Source organism: Endozoicomonas sp. ONNA1 (assembly GCF_024606325.1).
In the GTDB taxonomy this organism is placed as follows: Bacteria; Pseudomonadota; Gammaproteobacteria; order Pseudomonadales; family Endozoicomonadaceae; genus Endozoicomonas_A.
Genome location: NZ_JAHHPN010000582.1, coordinates 1 through 4,808 on the forward strand (window position 1 = coordinate 1; position 4,808 = coordinate 4,808).

Annotated in this window: 4 protein-coding genes; 2 read left to right on the forward strand and 2 right to left on the reverse strand. The window is 49.3% G+C overall.

Going from position 1 to position 4,808, the window contains the following annotated elements; translation table 11 throughout:
* Positions 1-94: 94 nt before the first annotated feature.
* Positions 95-427 (reverse strand): Grx4 family monothiol glutaredoxin, encoded by a 333-nt coding sequence (grxD, locus tag KDK19_RS13330; protein WP_257274494.1) that lies wholly within the window; start codon positions 425-427, stop codon positions 95-97.
* Positions 428-826: 399 nt separating this feature from the next.
* Between grxD and KDK19_RS13335 the strand changes: the two genes are divergently transcribed.
* Positions 827-1,264 carry a hypothetical protein gene (locus tag KDK19_RS13335; protein WP_257288776.1) on the forward strand — a complete coding sequence of 146 codons (438 nt, stop codon included), beginning with the start codon at positions 827-829 and terminating at the stop codon, positions 1,262-1,264.
* Here KDK19_RS13335 and metE read toward each other — a convergent pair.
* Positions 1,245-3,530 carry a 5-methyltetrahydropteroyltriglutamate--homocysteine S-methyltransferase gene (gene metE, locus KDK19_RS13340; protein WP_257279883.1) on the reverse strand — a complete coding sequence of 762 codons (2,286 nt, stop codon included), beginning with the start codon at positions 3,528-3,530 and terminating at the stop codon, positions 1,245-1,247. The two genes, KDK19_RS13335 and metE, sit on opposite strands and share 20 nt — an antisense overlap.
* Positions 3,531-3,801: 271 nt before the next feature.
* Here metE and KDK19_RS13345 point away from each other — a divergent pair, with 271 nt between their 5' ends.
* Entirely contained in the window at positions 3,802-4,740 is a 939-nt protein-coding gene (locus KDK19_RS13345; RefSeq protein ID WP_257279884.1) for a LysR family transcriptional regulator, read from the forward strand.
* Positions 4,741-4,808: the final 68 nt, after the last annotated feature.

The window sequence follows — 4,808 nt, forward strand, 5'->3', positions numbered from 1 at the left end:
GACCAATTTATTGCAACCGCAGTAGGACAGCCTTAAGTCCGACAGGCTGCTAGGCGGGAGGATCATATCCTCCCCACCTTGAAGAAGGCCAAAATTATTCAGCGCTTTCCTCTTTGCCTGCAGCGGCCTTGATCATCTTCTGAAGATCGCCGCTGTCATACATCTCAATCAGAATGTCGCTACCGCCAACCAGCTCACCCTTAATCCACAGCTGTGGGAAGGTTGGCCAGTTAGCGTATTTTGGCAGATTGGCACGAATTTCCGGATTAGCCAGAATGTCTACATAGGCGAACTGCTCGCCACAAGCCATTAAAACCTGCACCGCCTTGGAGGAAAATCCACACTGAGGCAGCTTGGGAGAACCTTTCATGTAGAGCAGGATGTCATGTGTTTCAATCTGCTCTTTAATTTGATCCATGATATCCATGAAATCACCTCATCACCGAAATGGAATCAACGGCTTTTATATAAGTAACTAACCAGGTACTTAAGCTGTTGGCACTGGCATAGCATTCTAAAGAAAATACCTGACTTACACCATTGGTTATACCAAAATCCGGGCAGATAACGACTGCCTGACGGTTGCCTGATGCAGGAACTTAACGTTCTTCACATCAGTCTAAAACCTTTAAATAATTATCTTACGAGATATGTGAGTACACACAAACACAGATACATTATTACGATCTCTCTGACAAAGAGCCTGAATACATTGCAAAACGCCCACGAAAACCAAGATCAAAACTTCTCTTGTTCCCACTGGTTCAGGCTGCTTTATACATCTATCTTTAAGCCTTCGAGACTCTTAATTAAGGATTTTAATTGAATGTTAAACAAGAATACTTTTCGCTCAGACAGCCTTTATCAGAGGCTCTTGATCATTTCCCTGGCACTGATGTTATCAGGGTGCACCGGGTTCGTTCAAACCAAAGAACCAACCCTAAACCAGTACCAACTGGATACAAACCTGATCATTGACGAGCGCCCCCTGGAACCCCAGAGCATCACCATCTCAGCGGATCAAGGCACCACTCTCTATTTCGAAGATGCTGAAAATAACCAACTTTACAAAGTTTTCTACATGCTAAAGCCTGGTGAGCAAAAGGGAACGGTAGAAGTTTTCACCAGCGTCCATACCGAACTGATGGCGCCCTCATTTCTGACTTATGAAGGGGAAGAAGCTTCTGCCGTCACTTCCCCCCCAAAACCACCTGTCATTGAAGTTAAGGTCAGGGCATCACCGGTTAAGCCAGCTCATCCCTGAGTTCGTTAGCCACCTGCACCATATTGCTCAGGGCTGCTTCCACCTCGGGCCAATCCCGGGTTTTGAGACCACAGTCCGGGTTGACCCATAAACGCTGCGCAGGGATTTTTTCAGCGGCTTTCTTCATCAGCTGTTTCATCCACTGTGGCTCGGGAACGTTGGGGGAGTGGATGTCATATACCCCGGGCCCGATCTCATTGGGATACTCAAACTGCTCAAAAGCATCCAGTAACTCCATGTCAGATCTGGAGGTCTCAATGGTGATGACATCGGCATCCATTGCTGCGATGTACTCAATGATGTCGTTAAACTCGCTATAACACATGTGGGTATGAATCTGGGTTTCATCCTGAACGCCACTGGCAGCGATCCTGAAGCTTTTTACTGCCCAGTTCAGATAGTCAGGCCAGTCTTGCTTAGACAAGGGTAAGCCTTCGCGAATCGCCGGTTCATCAATCTGGATAATGCCAATACCCGCCTTTTCCAGATCCACGGCTTCGTCCCTGAGCGCCAGAGCCAGTTGCAAGCAGGATACACTACGATCCACATCTTCCCGGGGGAAAGACCAACAGAGAATGGTTACCGGACCTGTGAGCATACCCTTCATCCACTTACTGGTCTGGTCTTGGGCATAACGACTCCAATTAACGGTCATGGGCTCTGGTCTGGAAACATCACCAATGATGATGGGAGGTTTTACGCAGCGGCTGCCGTAGCTCTGAACCCAGCCATTGCTGGTGAAGGCAAAACCATTGAGCTGCTCACCAAAATACTCGACCATATCATTACGTTCGGCTTCGCCATGAACAAGAACATCCAGTCCCAGCGCCTCCTGCCTGGCAACAGTGTCCCGAATCTCCTTTTGCATAGCTTCTACATAGTCATTCTCACTTAGCTCACCTTTCCTGAATAAACGACGCTGCTTTCTGATATCAAGTGTCTGTGGAAAAGAGCCGATTGTCGTAGTGGGAAACATCGGTAATTTAAGTCTGGATGCCTGGACAAAAGCCCTCTCGCGATAAGGCAGATTACGCTGGTCATCACCACTGCCGATCCCGGCAACCCTGTTCTGAACGGCCTCGTTATGTATTCTTGATGACTGATTCCGGGTTTCAACCGCTCGATCTGATGCAGCCAGGGCAGCCTGAACTTCAGGGCTCTGATCGTCTGAAAGCAAGCGAGCTATGGAAGATACTTCCTGACACTTCTGCACGGCAAAGGCAAACCAGGATTTCAATTCATCATCCAGATTCGTTTCATATTCAAGATCAACCGGTGTATGCAACAGTGAACAGCTGGGAGCAACCCAGAGACGGTGCCCCAGACGCTCACTGGCTTCGCGAAGTTTATCAACAATAGAACGAATATCCGCCTTCCAGATATTTCTGCCATTCACCACACCGGCCGAAAGCACTTTGTAGGAAGGCAGCCGGTCAAGGATTCCCGTCAGTTGCTCAGTATCACGAACCAAGTCAACATGCAGACCTTCAACAGGTAAATTCACCACGGTCGTAGTCGAGCCATTGAGGCCTCCAAAATAGGTCGCCAGCAGGATCTTCAGATCTTTGCCTTGCAGCCTGTTGTAGGTAGACTCAAAAGCCTGATGCCATTCGGTTGGAAGATCCAGCACCAGGATGGGTTCATCAATTTGAACCCACTCAACACCTAATCTGGCCAGCTCATTGAGTACCTGCCCATAGACCTCTATAGCATCATCCAGCAGTTCCAGACGATTGAAAGCCTCCCCTTTCACCTTCCCAAGCCACAGCCAGGTGAGTGGGCCTATGAGTGTTGGCTTAACCTTAAACCCTGCATCCAATGCTTCCCGGGTCTCACGAATGAGTTCTGTAGACGACAACTTTAAGGTCTGCCCTTTGTGAAGCTCGGGAACAATATAGTGGTAGTTGGTATCAAACCACTTGGTCATCTCACAGGCTGCTGCCGGAGTACCGTTGGGAGCCCTGCCGCGGGCCATACGAAACAGCGTATCAATGTCCTCACAGTCTGAGTCTGCACCGAACCTAGCCGGCACGGCTCCCAGCATGAGCGAGTGATTCAACATCTGATCGTACCAGGCAAAATCCCCAACCGGAACCAGGTCCAGTCCAGCTTCCTTTTGCAGAGCCCAGTGCTGCCGCCTGAGGCGTTTGCCCTCCTCTAACAGCCTTTCCTTACTCAGCTCACCCTTCCAATAGGCTTCCTGCGCTTTTTTCAGCTCGCGATTAGCACCAATCCGTGGAAAGCCACCACTGTGTGAGATTGCCATAATCGGATTCCCCAGAGCATCCGCTCTTGTTTATTTAAAAAGATTTGTTCATAACCCATGGCGACATAAAATTACTCTGTCGTTCATGGCTAGCTATTGTCTTTTCGAAATCTGCCGTGGCTGCGAAGTCAGTGTCCTCAAGCCCGGCTGCTCATCGGGTATTAGTCTGGCCCACGAAAGAACTTGAATCAAACTCATTTTACTAATGATAATAGTGAGCAGAATTGATAATCTTTTAAAGAATAAATCCCCAGACGAGACATTTCTTATCATGACAACCAACATAGGATTGGAACTGAGGCATCTGAAAACACTTCACGCCCTGAAGCAGACCGGCAGCCTTGTTGAAGCAGCCAGAATCCTGCACCTGACTCAGTCTGCTCTTTCCCACCAGATCAAGGAACTCGAAGCCCGGATTGGTATGGAATTATTCATCCGCAAAACCCGCCCACCCAGATTTACATCAGCAGGCCTGCGCATCCTGCAGTTGGCAGACGAACTGCTTCCCCAACTAAGACATGCTGAGCAAGATCTGTTCAGGCTGGCTGGAGGGGAATCAGGACGACTGAACATTGCCATTGAGTGTCACAGCTGTTACCAGTGGCTAATGCCAACCATTGACGCTTATCGTCAACAATGGCCGGAAGTGGAGATGGACTTTGCCACCGGCTTCAACTTTGCCCCCTTACCCGCCTTATCGAGAGGAGAGCTGGATCTGGTGGTAACCTCTGACCCGATGGACATTCCCGGTCTGACGTATATCCCGCTGTTTCGTTATGAGATGCTACTGGCTCTCTCCAGACACCACTCCCTGCTGAAAAAGGAGTGGATCGGGCCTGCTGATCTGGAAGAAGAAACACTGATCATCTATCCCATTGATCACGACCGGCTTGATATCTTTAATCGTTTTCTGGATCCGGATGACGTAGAGCCCAACCAAGTCAGAACGGTTGAGTTGACTCTGATGATGCTGCAGCTGGTTGCCAGTCAGCGCGGTGTCTGTGCTCTGCCTAACTGGGCTCTGGCGGAGTACCTTGAAAAAGACCATGTAGCAGCAAGAAAGCTGGGAAGCGAAGGTCTCTGGTCAACACTCTACGCAGGAATCCGCGTGGAACAGAAAGAACAGCCCTATATTGCCGACTTTCTGGAAACAGCCAGAGAAACCTGCTTCAAAACGTTACCGGAAATTCTTCCGGCCCTGCCGGAATGAAAAGCCTTGAAGGAGGGAAACAAACAAGGCTACTTTCAAACCAGGCCTTCCAGTCGTTCAGCGTCTCT

Excerpts from the sequence above, each read along its gene's own strand:
- KDK19_RS13335 (WP_257288776.1), top strand. The coding sequence starts at position 827 with ATGTTAAACAAGAATACTTTTCGCTCAGACAGCCTTTATCAGAGGCTC.
- KDK19_RS13345 (WP_257279884.1), top strand. The coding sequence starts at position 3,802 with ATGACAACCAACATAGGATTGGAACTGAGGCATCTGAAAACACTTCAC.
- grxD (WP_257274494.1), bottom strand. The coding sequence starts at position 427 with ATGGATATCATGGATCAAATTAAAGAGCAGATTGAAACACATGACATC.
- metE (WP_257279883.1), bottom strand. The coding sequence starts at position 3,530 with ATGGCAATCTCACACAGTGGTGGCTTTCCACGGATTGGTGCTAATCGC.